The organism is Kitasatospora sp. NPDC048407, from assembly GCF_043200475.1.
Lineage (GTDB): Bacteria > Actinomycetota > Actinomycetes > Streptomycetales > Streptomycetaceae > Kitasatospora.
This window is the reverse complement of record NZ_JBICXW010000012.1, coordinates 73,429-88,317: the sequence shown is the minus strand read 5'-3', so window position 1 is coordinate 88,317 and position 14,889 is coordinate 73,429. Positions and strand designations below refer to the sequence as shown.

The 14,889-nt window shown below is 73.6% G+C and carries 13 protein-coding genes; 8 read left to right on the top strand and 5 right to left on the bottom strand.

The window, feature by feature from the left end:
• Nucleotide 1: 1 nt before the first annotated feature.
• Nucleotides 2-505, bottom strand: coding sequence for an SUKH-3 domain-containing protein (locus ACGFWJ_RS22260; protein WP_392952440.1), 504 nt, complete (start codon nt 503-505; stop codon nt 2-4).
• Nucleotides 506-543: 38 nt separating this feature from the next.
• Complete coding sequence (locus ACGFWJ_RS22255) at nt 544-1,002, bottom strand: YwqJ-related putative deaminase (RefSeq protein ID WP_387638074.1); 459 nt, start codon at nt 1,000-1,002, stop codon at nt 544-546.
• Nucleotides 1,003-1,278: 276 nt separating this feature from the next.
• On the opposite strand from ACGFWJ_RS22255, the gene ACGFWJ_RS22250 reads away from it, so the two are divergent.
• The 7 genes from ACGFWJ_RS22250 (at nt 1,279) to ACGFWJ_RS22220 (ending at nt 10,922) form a co-directional block, all read left to right on the top strand.
• Complete coding sequence (locus ACGFWJ_RS22250; protein WP_392952192.1) at nt 1,279-2,430, top strand: Gfo/Idh/MocA family protein; 1,152 nt, start codon at nt 1,279-1,281, stop codon at nt 2,428-2,430.
• Nucleotides 2,427-3,410 carry an NAD-dependent epimerase/dehydratase family protein gene (locus ACGFWJ_RS22245; RefSeq protein ID WP_392952190.1) on the top strand — a complete coding sequence of 328 codons (984 nt, stop codon included), beginning with the start codon at nt 2,427-2,429 and terminating at the stop codon, nt 3,408-3,410. The genes ACGFWJ_RS22250 and ACGFWJ_RS22245 overlap by 4 nt, the downstream gene beginning before the upstream one ends.
• A gap of 81 nt (nt 3,411-3,491) precedes the next feature.
• Entirely contained in the window at nt 3,492-4,622 is a 1,131-nt protein-coding gene (locus ACGFWJ_RS22240; protein WP_392952188.1) for a DegT/DnrJ/EryC1/StrS family aminotransferase, read from the top strand.
• Nucleotides 4,623-4,727: 105 nt separating this feature from the next.
• Nucleotides 4,728-5,834: a DegT/DnrJ/EryC1/StrS family aminotransferase gene (locus tag ACGFWJ_RS22235; RefSeq protein ID WP_392952185.1), complete on the top strand. Its 1,107-nt coding sequence runs from the start codon at nt 4,728-4,730 to the stop codon at nt 5,832-5,834.
• Between the two features lie 120 nt (nt 5,835-5,954).
• Complete coding sequence (locus tag ACGFWJ_RS22230) at nt 5,955-6,956, top strand: SMI1/KNR4 family protein (protein WP_392952182.1); 1,002 nt, start codon at nt 5,955-5,957, stop codon at nt 6,954-6,956.
• Between the two features lie 25 nt (nt 6,957-6,981).
• Complete coding sequence (locus ACGFWJ_RS22225) at nt 6,982-9,381, top strand: SUKH-4 family immunity protein (RefSeq protein WP_392952180.1); 2,400 nt, start codon at nt 6,982-6,984, stop codon at nt 9,379-9,381.
• A gap of 158 nt (nt 9,382-9,539) precedes the next feature.
• Nucleotides 9,540-10,922 carry a hypothetical protein gene (locus ACGFWJ_RS22220; RefSeq protein ID WP_392952178.1) on the top strand — a complete coding sequence of 461 codons (1,383 nt, stop codon included), beginning with the start codon at nt 9,540-9,542 and terminating at the stop codon, nt 10,920-10,922.
• A 73-nt stretch (nt 10,923-10,995) separates the two neighbouring features.
• On the opposite strand, the gene ACGFWJ_RS22215 is transcribed toward ACGFWJ_RS22220, so the two are convergent.
• Together ACGFWJ_RS22215 and ACGFWJ_RS22210 are read right to left on the bottom strand one after the other, a co-directional pair.
• Nucleotides 10,996-12,246 (bottom strand): Dyp-type peroxidase, encoded by a 1,251-nt coding sequence (locus tag ACGFWJ_RS22215; RefSeq protein WP_392952175.1) that lies wholly within the window; start codon nt 12,244-12,246, stop codon nt 10,996-10,998.
• Between the two features lie 7 nt (nt 12,247-12,253).
• The gene (locus ACGFWJ_RS22210; protein ID WP_392952172.1) at nt 12,254-12,844 is read right to left on the bottom strand and encodes a copper chaperone PCu(A)C; all 591 of its coding nucleotides are present in this window, start codon (nt 12,842-12,844) and stop codon (nt 12,254-12,256) included.
• 167 nt (nt 12,845-13,011) lie between these two features.
• Between ACGFWJ_RS22210 and ACGFWJ_RS22205 the strand changes: the two genes are divergently transcribed.
• Nucleotides 13,012-13,563 carry a copper resistance protein CopC gene (locus tag ACGFWJ_RS22205; RefSeq protein ID WP_392952169.1) on the top strand — a complete coding sequence of 184 codons (552 nt, stop codon included), beginning with the start codon at nt 13,012-13,014 and terminating at the stop codon, nt 13,561-13,563.
• A 1-nt stretch (nt 13,564) separates the two neighbouring features.
• Here ACGFWJ_RS22205 and ACGFWJ_RS22200 read toward each other — a convergent pair whose 3' ends face one another.
• Entirely contained in the window at nt 13,565-14,845 is a 1,281-nt protein-coding gene (locus tag ACGFWJ_RS22200) for a nucleotide sugar dehydrogenase (protein WP_392952166.1), read from the bottom strand.
• Between the last annotated feature and the right edge of the window lie 44 nt (nt 14,846-14,889).

Below are 14,889 nucleotides of genomic sequence, written 5' to 3'. Positions count from 1 at the left end.
CCTATGCCCCGGCGGTGCGCAGCCGGTGCGGGGCCAGGCCGAGCACCAGGGTGGCCAGCGCCTGGTCGACGCTGTGGCCGAGGAACCATTCGCCGGTGTGGTCGAGGCTGTAGACCCGGCCCTGCTCGTCGATGGCCAGCAGCGCCTGCCCGTGCAGCTCCTCGCCGAGCGGGGCGAGCCGGGTGCCCAGGGCGCGCCCCAGGTCGGTGAGGGTGCGCGGGGCGTGCAGGCCGCAGCGCGGGTCGAGCAGGAACGGCGTACGGGCCATCGTCCGCCCGGGGCCCGGGACGTCGAAGGCCAGGCCGCCGAACTCGGCCCAGGCCTCGACCGCGGCGGGGAACACCGTGTGCTGCGGGTCCGTCGGACCGCCGTGCGCGACCATCGCATCGGCCCACTGCTCGGCCTGGCGGATCTCCCACCGGCCCGGGTGCCAGCCGGCCTGCTTGAGGGCGGCGGCCACGTCGGCCGGGAAGCGGGGTTGGGTACGGACGGTGCTGGCGTTCAGGACGTGCTCCGGTGGTTCGGGGACGGGGAACAAGAGGGTCAGCGGCGGCCGGGCGGCCCGACCGCGACGCTGGCCACGCTCAGATGATCCAGCAGCGGAGCGCAGGAGCGGCAAGGCGGTGCGTGCGTGCCGTGCGCCGGGTCGCCCTCCTCGCGGATCCGCACCGTGGTCATCCGGGCGCCCTTCAGCGCCTTCCGGGCCTCCTGCACCGTCATCGGCTTGCGCGAGGCACGCTTCGAGCGGGACGCGTCGACCTGCCCCAGGTACTGCGACAGCAGTGCCGGCTCCGGGCAGCGGCCGAGGAAACGCTCCCGCTTGTCGACCGGCAGCGCCGCCAGGAACTCGCCGACCAGCGGGTGCAGCATCGGCGACAGGTCGGACTTCTCCCCGGCCAGTGTGTGCACCTCGCCGCCGCGCAGCATCAGCGCCGCGGCCACCGCGGGCAGCAGGCTGTCGCGCTGGTGCCGCAACACGGGCGGCGGGCCCGACTGGTCCATGACTGCTCCTCGACGTTGTACGGCGCACCGGCAGTTTTCCGCTGCCGGGGGTCTGCTGACGGACGGTGAATCCTCACCCCGAAGCATCCAGCCTGCCAAACGGATCCGACTTCTGCCGAGCCGGGGTGCGACACGGGGGCGCGCGGAGGTGTACGGAGGGCTCAACTCCCGTACCGCACGCTCCTGGTGGCGTTCACCGGGTTTTCCGATTGTGCCTCGACCGGCCCGGCCGGGCCGGTACCGTTCGAGCGACGCGGCGGCAAGGGGGGTCTTGCGATGGGGTCGAACGTCGTGGCGCACGAGGCGCCTGGGGAACACGTGCCCACACCGGGCAGTACCGACCGAGAATCCGACCGGCGGATCGGACTCGCCGTCGTCGGAGCCGGCTACTGGGGACCGAACCTGGTCCGCAACGCCCAACAGACCGCCGCACTGCACCTGCACTGGCTGTGCGACCTGGACGAACAGCGCTCCCGCAAGGTCCTCGGCGAGTACTCCACCGTCACCGCCACCACCTCCTACGAACAGGTGCTCGCCGACGAACGGGTGCAGGCCGTCGCCATCGCCACCCCCGCCGCCGCCCACCACCGCCTGGCCCGGGCCGCCCTGGAGGCCGGCAAGCACGTCCTGGTCGAGAAGCCGATCACCACCACCGTCGAGGAAGCCGCCGACCTGGTCGCCCTCGCCGAGGAACGCGGCCTGGTCCTGATGTGCGACCACACCTTCTGCTACACCCCCGTGGTGCGCCGGATCCGCGAGTTGGTGCACAGCGGCGACATCGGCGACATCCAGTTCTTCGACTCGGTCCGGATCAACCTCGGACTCGTCCAGCCCGACGTGGACGTGCTGTGGGACCTCGCCCCGCACGACCTGTCCATCCTCGACTTCGTGCTGCCGCCCGGCGTCGAACCCGTCGGCGTCAGCGCCCAGGCCGCCGACCCGATCGGCGCCGGCCGCGCCTGCGTCGCCTACCTGACGGTGCGCCTGTCCAACGGCGCACTCGCCCACTGCCACGTCAACTGGCTCTCCCCGACCAAGGTCCGCACCACCCTGATCGGCGGCTCCCGCCGCACCCTGGTCTGGGACGACCTCAACCCGCAGGCCCGCCTCGCGATCCACGACCGGGGCGTCGACCTCACCCCGCCCGAAGAACTCACCGACGCCATCCGGCACCGCGCCCTGATCTCCTACCGGGTCGGCGACATGGTCGCCCCCGCCCTGGTCGAACAGGAAGCCCTGCGCAACGTGATGGCCGAATTCGCCGCCGCGATCGACGAGGGCCGCACCCCGCTCACCGACGGCCGGGCCGGGCTGCGCGTGCTGCGACTGCTGCACGCCGCGTCCCTCAGCCTCGAACTCGGCGGCTCGACCGTCCCCGTGGAGACCACCCGTCAGACTGCCGTGTTGGAGAGGGCCACCGTCCGATGAACGCCGCCGCCCAGCTGGAAGGCTCGCGCTGTGTGGTCACCGGCGGCGCCGGAACCATCGGCTCCACCGTCGTCGACCAACTGATCGAGGCCGGCGCCCGCGAGGTCGTCGTACTCGACAACTTCGTCCGCGGCCGCACCGAGAACCTGGCCCGCGCCCGCGAGATCGCCGCCCCCGGCCAACTGACCGTGGTGGACGGCGACATCCGCGACCGCGCGCTGCTGCGCGAACTCCTCGCCCCCCGCACCGACGTGCTGTTCCACCTCGCCGCGATCCGGATCACCCAGTGCGCCGCCGAACCCCGGCTCGCCCTGGAAGTCATGGTCGACGGCACCTTCGACGTGGTGGAGGCCGCCGCGGAGACGGGGGTGGGAAAGGTGATCGCCTCCTCCACCGCGTCCGTGTACGGGCTGGCCGACACCTTCCCGACGCCGGAGAACCAGCACCCCTACAACAACGACACCCTGTACGGGGCCGCCAAGGTCTTCAACGAAGGCCTGCTGCGCAGCTTCCACAGCATGTACGGCCTCGACTACGTCGCCCTGCGGTACTTCAACGTGTACGGCCCCCGGATGGACGTCCACGGCCGCTACACCGAGGTCTTCATCCGCTGGATGGAACGCATCGCCGCCGGACAACCACCACTGATCTTCGGCGACGGCGCCCAGACCATGGACTTCGTCTACACCGAGGACATCGCCCGGGCCAACCTGCTCGCCGCCACCGCACCCGCCACCGACCGGGTCTACAACATCGCCTCCGGCACCGAAGTGTCGCTGCGCGGCCTCGCCGACGCGCTGCTGGAGGCCATGGAATCGGACCTCGACGTCGAACACGGGCCCGCGCGGGACACCGCCGGGGGCGTGGTCCGGCGGCTCGCGGACATCTCGGCGGCCGAGCACGACCTGGGCTGGAAGCCGGAGTTGGGGCTGGCGGACGGGCTGCGGAAGCTCGTCGCCTGGTGGCGCGAGCAGGTCTGACAGGGCGGACTCGAACGTCGGAAAGATCGCGGCAGGACGAGTGACTTGCACGTGGGCGCGACCCAGCGAAGGAGCAACCCGATGTCCACCATTCCCGTGATGATCCCGTGGCTCGGCGAGGAGGAGGCCCGGGCCGCGGCGGATGCCGTCCGTTCCGGGTGGGTCGCGCAGGGCCCGCGCGTCGCCGAGTTCGAGCGGGCGTTCGCCGAGGCGGTGGGCGTGCCGCACGCCGTCGCGGTCTCGTCCTGCACCACCGCGTTGCACCTGGCGCTGATCGGCGCGGGCGTCGGGCCCGGTGACGAGGTCGTCGTCCCGTCGTTCTCGTTCATCGCCACCGCCAACGCCGTCACCTACGTCGGCGCGACACCCGTCTTCGCGGACGTCGACCCGGCCGGCGGCAACCTCACCCCCGAGACCGTCGCCCCGCTGCTCACCGACCGGACCCGGGCGGTGATCGCCGTCGACCAGGGCGGTGTCCCCGTCGACCTGGACGCCATCGAGGAGCTGGTCCGGCCGCGCGGCATCGCCGTCGTCGAGGACGCCGCGTGCGCCGCCGGCTCCGTCTACCGGGGCCGCCCGGCCGGCGCGGGCGCGGACATCGCCGCGTTCTCGTTCCACCCGCGCAAGCTGCTCACCACCGGGGAGGGCGGCATGGTCACCTGCCGGGACGGCGAACTCGCCGCCCGGCTGCGGCGGTTGCGGGAGCACGGCATGAGCGTCTCCGCCGCCGAGAGGCATTCCGGGGCGGGCGGGGCGGCCGTGCTGGAGACGTACGACGAGATCGGCTTCAACCACCGGATGACGGACGTCCAGGCGGCGATCGGGCTGGTGCAGCTCGGGAAGCTTCCGGCGATGGTGGCTCGGCGGCGCGAACTCGCTTCTGCGTACCGGGAGTTGCTGGGGCCGGAGCTCGGGGGGCGGCTGGTCGGTGATCCGGCGCACGGGACGTCGAACTTCCAGTCGCTGTGGCTGCTGCTGCCGGAGGGCGCGCCGGAGCGGGGGCAGGTGCTCGCTTCGCTGGCGGCGGAGGGGGTTTCGGCGCGACGGGGGATCATGGCTGCGCATCTGGAGGCGCCGTACAAGGGTTCTTCCCGAGTGGGGTTGCCTGTCACGGAGTTGCTGACTTCGAGGACGTTGATTTTGCCGCTGTACCACTCGTTGACGGGGGAGCAGCAGGAGCGGGTGGTTGAGGCCTTGAAGGGAGCGCTCTGAGTGCTCGTGGCGCTCTCACGTGCAAGCCGTTCTCTCTGACGCGATCTTTCCGATGTCCGTCTTCCGGTTCTCGCAGTTCCCCGAGCCCCTGGTTGGTGATTTTCAGTGAACGACATTCCGCTGGTTGACCTGCACGCCGCGCACGCGGAAATCGCCGATGAGGTCCGGGAGGGCTTCGCGGCGGTGCTGGCGAGCGGGGCGTACATCAAGGGCCCCGACGTTGCCGCGTTCGAGCGGGAGTTCGCGGCGTTCTGTGGGGTGGGGCACGCGGTCGGGACGGCGAACGGGACCGACGCTCTCGAACTGGCGTTGCGGGCACTCGACTTGGCGCCGGGGGGTGGGGTGGTGCTGCCGGCGAACACGTTTGTGGCCACGGCGGAGGCTGTGGTGCGGGCGGGGCTCAGGCCGGTGCTGGTGGATGTGGACGAGGAGTGCTTGCTGATCGATGTGGAGCAGGTGGCCGAGCGGGTGGCGGGGGCCGTCGCGGTGGTGCCGGTGCATCTGAATGGGCAACTCGCGCCGATGGAGGCGGTGTTGGAGGTTGCCGGCGGCTTGCCGGTGGTGGAGGACGGGGCGCAGTCGCAGGGGGCGGCGCGGCACGGGCGGGTGTCGGGGAGTTGGGGGCGGATCTCGGCGACCAGTTTCTATCCGGGGAAGAACCTGGGGGCGTACGGGGACGCGGGTGCGGTGGTGACGGACGACGCGGAACTCGCCGGGGCGTTGCGGCTGATCGGGGACCACGGGTCGGCGCGGAAGTACGTGCATGAGCGGTTCGGGTTCAACTCGCGGATGGACACCTTGCAGGCGGTGGTGCTGCGCAGCAAGTTGCGGCGGCTTCCGGCGTGGAACGAGGCCCGGCGGGCGGCGGCCGAGCGGTACGACAAGCTGTTGGGCGGGTTGGAGGGGGTGACGTTGCCGCGCACGCTGCCCGGCAACGAGCACGTCTGGCACCTGTACGCGGTACGGGTGGAACGGGACCGGGAGCGGGTGCTCGCGGAGTTGCAGCAGGCCGGGATCGGGGTGGGCGTGCACTATCCGGTGCCGGTGCACCTCCAGCCGGCGTTCCGTGAACTGGGATACCCGGAGGGCGCTTTCCCGGTCACCGAGCGGGCCGCCGGGCAGTTGCTGACGCTGCCGATGTTCCCGCAGCTCACCGAGGGGCAGCAGGTGCGGGTGGCGGAGACGCTGGTGCGGGCGGTGCGCCGGAGCTGACGTGGTGTCGGTCCCGGTCGGGCGGTACCCCGGCCGGGTACCCCCGTGACCCTTAACGTGGTCGGTCGTTGCCCTACGCTGGTCCCCGAGGATTTCGGCTTCTGCTGTGGGGGACCCCAGATGACGACAGGTCGGCCCGGCACCGCTGCCGTGCCCAACGCGGCGTACGCGGGCCAGGTGGTGCAGTTCCCGGACCCGGTCCGGGCCGAGCGGCACCCCCAGGGCGTCCGCATCGACGAGCACGGGTTCCCGGACTTCTCGCCGTACGCGGTCGCCGCCGCCGAGGTCGCCGACCCGCCGGAGGGCTTCGGCGTGGACGAACTGCGGCTCACCGACTACGTGTCGGCGAACGCCGCGCTCTACACCCAGGGCCACGAACTGTGGGCCGACCTGGACACCGCCGTCGCCACCCCGCAGGGCTGGACCTGGCACCACGTGGCCGGCCGCGCCCCGGCGGGCTGGCGGCGGATGGAGCTGATCCCGGTCGAGGTGAAGGCTCTGCTGCGGCACCACGGCGGCCTGGCGGTCTCCACCGCCGACCACGCCCGGCGCGGCACCCGCCCGCTCCAGGAGCGCCGCCCCGTGCACCTCCCGCTGGCGAAGGACGGCGGCGACCCGCTGGCCGTCACCGAGGACCTGGTGCAGCGCGCCGAACAGCGCCTGGGCCACCCGCTGCCGCCCGTCTACCGCGACTTCCTGAAGCTGGCCGGCGGCCGCGCCCCGGCCGGTGCCGCGCTGGACGTCGACCTCGGCCTGCTGGTCGACCAGCCGTTCCTCACCCTCAGCGAGGAGTACGGCACCCAGGACCTGGTGTACGCCAACAAGTGCCTGCGCGACCACCTGACCAAGGACTACCTGGCCATCGCCTACCAGCAGGGCGGCCTGCTCACGCTCAAGGTCCGCGGCGAGCAGACCGGTTCGGTCTGGTTCCTGCCCTACGACGACGCCCGCGACCAGGGCGCGGACGAGCCGCCGGAGCAGCGGGTGGCCCGGCTGCTGCTGCCCTGCGGCGACAGCTTCGACGCCTTCCTGCTGCGGCTCGCGGGCAGCCCCCCGGAGCTGGAGACCGTCGCCGAACTCATGGTGGACGGTGGCTTCGCGCGCGCCGTCCCGGTGAACTGACCGAACGACAGGGGTGGGACGAGACGTGGTGACCACGTACGCGCAGGCGCAGGAGACCGCCGAGGACTGGATCAACGCCGGCGTGCCGCGCTCGCTCCAACGCGAGGTGCGGGTCCGGGAGTTCGACCTCGGCTACGTCTGCTGGGCGGTGGACGGCAGCGAGCACGGCGGCGGGCCCGGCACCTCGCCGCGGCTGGTGATCGCCCGCGACAGCGGCGCCAGCATGCTCTGGCCGCCGCTGCCGATCAACGAGGTGGTCCAGCAGTTCGAGGAGCTGTACGGGAGCCCCGCCGAACCCAACCCGGCCGGCGCCGCCAAGCCGGTGCGCGGGGCGGTCGAGGCCACCTCCTTCCTGCTCAGCCCCCCTCAGTGGCTGCAGGACGCCGGTGCCGCGGCGGTGGCCGCCGAGGCCGCGCAGCTGTCCGGGTCTGCGACGCCGCCGCCCGCCGCGGTGCCGGCTGCGCCGGTGCCGACGCCGCACGTGCCGGTGCCGCCCGCGCCGGTGGCTGCTGCTGCGCCGCCGGTGCCGCCGATGCCGTCCGTGCCGGGTGAGGAGGGCCCCAACTACTTCGACGCGTCCGGGATGCCCGTCCCCGGCGCGCCCGTTCCGCCCCCGCCGGGCGCGGAGGCTGCGACCGTGCTGGCGCCGGCCCAGCCGTTCCCGGTCGGTGGGACGCCCGTTCCCGGGACGCCGGTGCCGGTCGGGGCGACGCCGCCGTTCCCGCTCGGCGGGCCGGCAACTCCCGCGCCCGTCGGGGCGACCCCGCCGTTCCCGCCCGGCGGGCCGGCAACTCCCGTGCCCGGTACGCCCGTTCCGCCGGACGGGCCCGCGCCGTCGATCGACTACGCGCCGACCATGCTGGCCACCGACGGCCCGCCCGGGCTGATGGGGCTGCCCGGTGCGCCCGGTACGCCCGGCACGCCCGCGCATGGAGTACAGCTCGGCCGGTCCGGTCCGACCGCTCCGCCGCCGCCCCCGCCGAACGACCTGCTGCCGCCGACCGGCGGCCCCGCGCACGTCGGCCTCGGCCGGTCCGGTCCGACCGCTCCGCCGCCGCCCCCGCCGAACGACCTGCTGCCGTCCACCGGCGGCCCCGCGCAGGGCCCCGGCGGCCGCACCGGCCCCGGTGCCCCGCCGCCGCCCGCGCCCGCCGAGCTGAGCGGCGCCGCCGGTGCGCCCGCCGCGCCGCCGGCCGCTCCGGCGCCCGAGGCCGCCGCCGTCGCGTACCAGGCGACCCAGCTGGCCCCGGCGATCGAGATGCCGCCGACGGGTGGCCCGGCGACGCCGCCGTTCCCCGTGCCCGGGCCGCAGCAGGGTGCCCCGTTCCAGGCCCCGCCGCCGTTCCCCGGTCCGCCGCAGGGCATGCCGCCGCAGCCGTTCCCGGGCGCCCCCGTGCCGCCGCCGCAGCCGGGCCCCGGCCCCGCGCCGGTCGCGCCGGTGCCGCCGTCCGGTGTGCCGACCACCGGCCCCGGCACCACCGCGGTGGTCAACTACCGGGCGCCGGACGGCTCCGAGCGGAGCCTGGTGATGATGTCCGAGCTCGGCACCCCGCACCCGGAGTGGAAGGCGCTGCAGGAGCTGCGCCGGATCGGCGTGCCCGCCGACCAGGTGCTGGAGGTGCACACCGACCTGGAGCTGTGCGACCTGCCCGGCGGCTACTGCGCCCGGATGGTGAAGGCGTCCTGGCCGAACGCGCGGATCAGCCACACCGCCCCGTACGGCCGGGACACCGCCGCCCGGCAGGCCGGCATGGCGGTGCTGAGCGAGCACGTCGAGCAGCTGCACCAGCTGGTGTCCGCGCCGCCGCGCCCCCGTACCCAGCGGGTGCCGCTGCCGCCGCCCGGCTCGGTGCCGCCGATGCCGCCGATGGTTCCGCAGCAGCTGGCCGCCGAGCTGGGGCAGCTGTTCGGCCCGGGCGTGTTCCGGTTCGAGCAGCGCGCGGTGGCCCGGCAGGGCGTGCCGGACGCGGTGGCCCAGACCCTGATGTGGGTCGGTCTGCCGCGCGAGTTCCCGCCGTTCTTCTGGGCGCAGGCCCAGGAGGGCCGGCCGATCCCGACGCTGGCCGAGCTGGCCGCCGAGCGCGGCCTGCCGCCCGGCCCGGACTTCGGCGGCTACCTGGTGCTCGGCAACGACTACGGCCGCCAGCTGTGCGTCCAGTACGGCACGGCCGCGGTGGTCGCCGTGGACATCGAGAACCCGGCCGAGCCGCCGCGGTTCGTCAACAGTGGTGTCCCGGAGTTCGTCCGCTGCCTGACCGTGCTGGCCCGGATGTGGCACCTGCGACACGGCCTCACGCCCGAGCAGGCCGGCCGCTGGACCACCGACTTCCAGGCCCAGCTGCTGGCGGTCGATCCGGCCGCCGTGCACACGCCCGAAAGCTGGTGGGCCGTGCTGGTCGAACAGCTCTGGGACGGACTGTTGTAGCCCCTCCCGCGCGGCCGGTTCCCCCGGCCGCGCGGCAGCGGCCTGTTTGGTTTGCGTTCGTATCTGCGCAAAATAGGTCAATGGGACGGACGATTCCGCCCACCGAACCACGCACCCGGCGGGGCTGCGCAGCCCGCGAGCACGAGGAGAACAGCCGAATGAGCGACGCCGTGTCCCAGTACGGCTTCACCGTCTCCCGGCGCGGTTACGCGCCCGAACAGGTCGACGCGGCCGTGTCCGCGCTCAGCCGCGAACGGGACGAGGCCTGGGAGCGCCTCAGCGTGCTCGGCTCCGGGCTGCGCGAGATGGAGAAGCGCCTCACCGACATCCAGCAGGCCGCCGAGGACGCCCCCGACCCCGACTTCGGCGAGCTCAGCGAGCAGGCCGCCGCCCTGCTGAAGATCGCCCAGAACGAGGCCGAGGCGATCCACAACAAGGCCAAGCGCTCCGGCGAGGACGCCCGGGACGCCGCCCACGAGGCCGGCGAGGCCGCCGCCCGGGACGCGAAGCAGTACGCCGCCAAGCAGCGCGAGGACACCGACCGGTTCGCCCGCAGCACCGACGAGCGCAGCCGCGCCGAGGCTGAGCGGATCCGCGCCCAGGCCGACGCCGAGGCCCGCGCCGTCGTGCACGCCGCGACCGGCCACGCCGCCCGGATCCGGGTCTCCGCCGCCGACGCCTCCGAGCAGTCCGAGGTCACCCTCGCCGAGCGCCGCCGCAAGGCCGACGAGGAGTTCGCCACCGCCGAGGCCGACGCGGACGCCGCCGTCGCCAAGATCACCCTCGCCGCCGAGACCCGGGTCAAGGAGGCCGAGCAGCACCGCGAGGCGATGCTCGCCGAGGCCCGCCGCCTCGACACCCAGGCCCAGGTCAAGGCCGACGCGGAGATCGCCGCCGCCAAGGAGAAGGCCGCCCGGATCAAGCTCGCCAGCGAGCGCGAGCAGGCCGACTTCACCAAGCGCCTCGACAAGGTGCAGACCCACCTCGACCACATCAAGGGCACCCTGGCCTCGCTCACCGGCGCCGCCGTCGGCGCGATCGAGGACCCGGAGGACGGGACGCCGGCCGCCGCCGCGAAGAAGGCCGACCTCACCAAGGGCCCCGTCGGTACTGCCACGGCCACCAAGCCGGCCGTCGAGAAGCTCTCCGAGAAGCCCGTCGCCGAGAAGGCCAAGCCGGTCGACCAGCCGACCGCGGTGCTGCTGGGCCCCGTCAAGGGAGAGTCGGCCGCCAGGCCCGCGGCCGCCGACCCCCGCAAGCCGTACACCCCGACCCTGGCCGAGCCCCCGGCGCCGCCCACCAAGCCCGCCAGCTTCGCCAAGGACCCGCTGCCGCCCAAGCCCGCGACCCCGCCCGCCGCGTCGTCCGAGCCGGCTGCGCCTGTGGCGTCTGTTGCGTCTGTTGCGTCGGCCGCGCCCGCGGCGCCCGTGACCGCTCCGGAGGCGGAGACCAAGATCGTGCCCAAGATCGTCATCGTCGACGACCTCGGCCTGAACCACGACACCCGCCCCAACCGCGACCGCATCCAGCGCCGGGGCTGAGCGCCCGGAAACACCTCCGCCCCGTTCGGCAGCAGGCAGCTGTCGGACGGGGCGGAGGTGTTTCGTCCGGCGGTCAGCCCAGGAGGGTCTCGCCGATCCAGCCGCCGGGTGCGCAGCCGGGCGGGATGGCGAAGACGGCGGAGCCGATCGGGGTGGTCCACTGGTTGAGCAGGTCGGATGCGGCGAGGGCGCGCTGGATGGGCAGGAACTGGGCGGCGATGTCCCGCTGGAACGAGGCGAAGAGCAGGCCGGTGTCGGGGGTGCCGTCGGCGGCCGGGGCGTCGTCGTAGTTGAACGGGCGGCGGAAGATGCGCTGCCGGGGGTCGCTCACGTGGGCGCGCCGGACGTGGGCGAAGTCGGAGATCACCGGGAAGCCGAGCCGGTCCTTGGCGTCGAAGTCGGGCGGGTCCTTCTCGGCGGTGCCGGTGAGCGGGGCGCCGGTGTCGAGGGTCCGGCCGATGGAGAACTCCTTGGCCTTGGAGTCGGCGGCGTCCCAGGTCTCCAGCTCCATCCGGATCCGCCGCAGCACCATGGTCGTGCCGCCGCGCAGCCAGTCCGGGCCGTCCTCGGCCCACACCGCCTGGGCGAAGATGTCGCTGCCGAGCTCCGGGTTGACGGTGCCGTCGATCTGGCCCATCAGGTTGCGCTGGGTGACGCCGTCGGCCTGGACGCCGCGGCCCCGGCGGAAGCCGCGCTGCGCCCAGCGAAGCCGGGCGAAGGTACGGGCGTCCTTGATCAGCATCCGCTGGGCGTGGGCCACGGTGAGCGGGTCGTCGGCGCAGATCTGGATCAGCAGGTCGCCGCCGCACCAGTGGTCCTGGAGCCGGTCGATGGAGAACACCGGCAGCTGTTCGACCGAGGCGGGCCGCCGGTCGTCCAGCCCGGCGGCCTTGAAGAAGCCCGGGCCGAACCCGAAGGTGACGGTCAACCTGGCGGGCAGTTCGGCGAGTTGGGCCTCGGTGTCGGCGAGCGCCGGCTCGCCCTGGGTGAGCCGCACGGCGTCGTCGGTGAGCAGCCGCATCATGCGGCCCAGCGCGGCGCGGTCCGTTCCGGTGTCCAGGTCGAAGCCGAGGAACACGCCGTGGGCCTGGGCGGGGGTGTCGATCCCCGCCTGGTGCGGCCCGTGGAACGGGATCTTCTGGACGCCGTACGCGGGCGCTGCCGACCGCTCCTCGCCGGGGCGGCGGGGGCTGTCGGCCACGGCGGCGCCGATACCGCCGCCGGCCAGCGCCCCGCCGAGGGCGAGCGCGCCGCCGGTCAGCAGCCGGCGGCGGCCGACCGCAGCGGTGGCGGGTGCAGCGGCTTCGGTGGGGCTGGTGTCCATCGGGAGCTCAGCCCTTCGTCATGCCGGAGTTGTAGTCCTCCTTGCCGCCCGCGAACGCCTTGGCGACAGCGGTGAACTTCAGCGTCTTGCCGTCGTCGAGGGTCAGCGTGACGGTGACCTCGTCGCCCGGCTTCACAGGCTTGGACAGGCCCATCAGCATCACGTGGTCGGCGCCCGGCTTGAGCTCGTGGCTGCCGTTCGCCTCGATGACGAAGCCGCCTGCCTTCGGGCGCATGGTGGGCTTGCCGTCCACGTCCGCGACCTCGTGCAGTTCGGTCTTCGCCGAGACGGTCGAGGTGCCGGACACGACGGTGACCTTGGCGCCGGTGTTGTTGACCAGGGTGGCGAACACGCCGGTCATCTCGGTGTCGGACGCCTTCACCCACGGGTCCTTGACGGTGACCGGTGCCGAATCGGCCTTCGCGGTGGCGCTGGGCGAGGTGCTGGCCGCCGGGCTCTTGGCCGAGCTCTTGTCCGAGGAGGACGAGTCGCTGCTGCCACAGGCGACGAGGGCGGTGAGGGATATCGCCCCGACCGCCGTGGCGGCGACGAGGCGGCGCAGGCGGGGGGAACGGGCCGGGGCGGTGGTGATCGGCATGGGGGTGCATCGGCTTTCGACTCGGGTGCGGGCGTGGTTGTGTGCCGCAGTTACCGCAGTGGTCGGACCGGGTGGGCGGGAAGTTCCCGCGATGTGCCGGGAACTTCCGGGAGGCCGGCGACGACGACTGAGAGGTGAAGCCCCGAGTCTTTTTTCGCCCGGCGGCCGTGCCGTTGCTCTTGGCACTGCTGCTGGCCGCGCTGTCCGTCCTGGTGTCCGCGCCCCGGGCGGCGGCGCACGCGCAGCTGCTCGAATCCAGCCCGGCCGCGGACTCCGTGGTCGCCGAGTCGCCGACCTCGATCACGCTGACCTTCGACAGCGCGGTGCAGGCCGGCTACACCACGATCGTGGTCGCCGGCACCGACGGGACGTCCTACAGCGACGGCGCGCCGACCGCGACCGACCGCGAGGTGCGGCAGAAGGTCGGCCGCCTGCCGAAGGGCCTCGTCCAGGTGACCTGGCGGGCGGTCGCTGCCGACGGGGCGCCGCTCCAGGGGCGCTTCAGCTTCACCAACGACGACCAGACCGCCCCGACCCAGCCGCCGCCACGGCCGTCGGCGTCCGCCCCTGCTTCCGGGGCTCCGTCCGCAGCCGCCGGAGCCGACGCCGGCGACAGTGCGGACTGGGTGTGGTGGGCGGCGGCCGGCGGTCTGTCGGTCGTCGCGGCGGCGGCCGTGACCGTCCTCGTGCGCCGGTCCGACACCCGCTCGCGAGGCTGACTCACAGCACCTCGACCGAGGCTCCCGTCAGGCGGTGGCGGCAGTCCAGGACGTACTGGGCGTGGGTGGTGACGGCGGTGTAGTCGAACTCGTCGTGGTCGGCGAGCAGGATGACCGCGTCGGCGGCGGCGAGTTCGGCGGGGGTGGCCTCGACGCGGTGGACGGTGGCGAGCGGGCCCGCGTCGTGGGGTTCGGCGACGTGGACGCCGGCGACCACGTGCGGGTCGGCGGCGCGGACTTCGGCGCCCTGGCGGGTGAGGAGTTCGACGATCCGGGCCGCCGGGGTCTCGCGGGCGTCGCCGGTGTTCTTCTTGTAGGCCAGGCCGAGCAGCAGCACCCGGGAGCCGTTGACGCTGCGGCGGCGCCGGTTGAGCGCGTCGGCGAGGCGGCGGACCACGTAGTCCGGCATGTGGCTGTTGACGTCGTTGGCGAGCTCGACGAAGCGGAAGGACTGGCCGAGCGCGCGCTCCACCCGCCAGGACAGGTACGAGGGGTCGATCGGCAGGCAGTGGCCGCCGACGCCCGGGCCGGGCGTGAAGCGCAGGAAGCCGAACGGCTTGGTGGAGGCCGCGTCGATGGCCTCCCAGACGTCGATGCCGAGGTCGTGCGCGAACATCGCCAGCTCGTTGACCAGCGCGATGTTGACGTGCCGGAAGGTGTTCTCCAGCAGCTTGGTCAGCTCGGCCTCCTTGCAGGAGGAGACCGGCACCGTCCGTTCCACCAGCTGTCCGTAGAAGTCCGAGACGGCCGCGAGCCCGTCCGGCGTGGTGCCGGAGACCACCTTCGGGGTGTTCTCCAGCTTCCACACCGGGTTGCCCGGGTCGATCCGCTCGGGGCTGTAGCCGAGGTGGAAGTCGTCCCCCGCCCGCAGTCCGGAGCCGGCCTCCAGCAGCGGGGCGAGCAGCTCCTCGGTGGTGCCCGGGTACGTGGTGGACTCCAGGACGACCGTCGCACCGCGCTTCAGGTGCCGGCCCAGCAGCTTCGCGGACGCCTCGATGTAGGAGAGGTCGGGCGCGCCGTCCCGCAGCGGGGTCGGGACGGTGATTACCGCGATGTCGAACCCCGCCACGTCGGCCGGGTCGGCGGACGGCAGGTACCGGCCGCCGTCCAGCAGCGGGCGCAGCCGGTCGCCGGGGATGTCCTCGACGTACGACTCGCCGACCGCGAGCCGCTTGATCCGGCGGTCGTCCACGTCGTACCCGATCACCTGATGGCCCACCTCGGCGGCGCGGACCGCGAGCGGGAGACCGACATAGCCCTGACCTGCGATGACAACGCGCATGACGAACCCAACCCCCTGGAAATCCCCCGGTGTCCCCACACCTT